Source organism: Pseudomonas sp. TREG-RG-20F-10-E-6-01 (genome assembly GCF_022662455.1).
GTDB lineage: Bacteria > Pseudomonadota > Gammaproteobacteria > Pseudomonadales > Pseudomonadaceae > Aquipseudomonas.
In genome coordinates this window covers 1-469 of sequence record NZ_JAKNQP010000043.1, presented here as the reverse complement: position 1 = coordinate 469, position 469 = coordinate 1, and the positions used below count along the sequence as shown (strand labels likewise).

At 54.4% G+C, this 469-nt stretch carries 1 protein-coding gene; it reads left to right on the top strand.

Annotation, left to right across the window (positions count from 1 at the left end):
* Nucleotides 1-469: immunoglobulin-like domain-containing protein (locus tag L8K08_RS30190; RefSeq protein WP_242201991.1), on the top strand; the 469-nt coding region annotated here is incomplete at both ends.

The following is a 469-nucleotide window of genomic DNA, read 5'->3' as shown; positions in this document are numbered from 1 at the left end:
TAACTCGGTTGTTGAGGGCGGCAACATCACTTACACCGCGACGTTGACCAATCCAGCACAAACTGCTGTGACGGTGACGCTTTCTAATGGCCAGACCATCGTCATCGAAGCCGGTAAATCTGCAGGCTCGGTGGTGTTTGAAACCCCGGCTAACGATGTTTACAACAATGGTTCGACCGTCAACACGACGATAACCAACGCCACCGGTGGCAACTTCGAGAATCTGGCGACCAACCCAGCGCCAGCCACCACCACGATTACCGATTCGATCGACACCACCACCGTCACTCTGACTGCCGATAACTCGGTCGTTGAAGGCGGCAACATCACTTACACCGCGACGTTGACCAATCCAGCACAAACTGCTGTGACGGTCACGCTGAGCAACGGCCAGACGATCAACATCGAAGCGGGCAAGTCCAGCGGAACTGTAGTTTTCGAAACCCCAGCTAACGACGTTTACAACAAC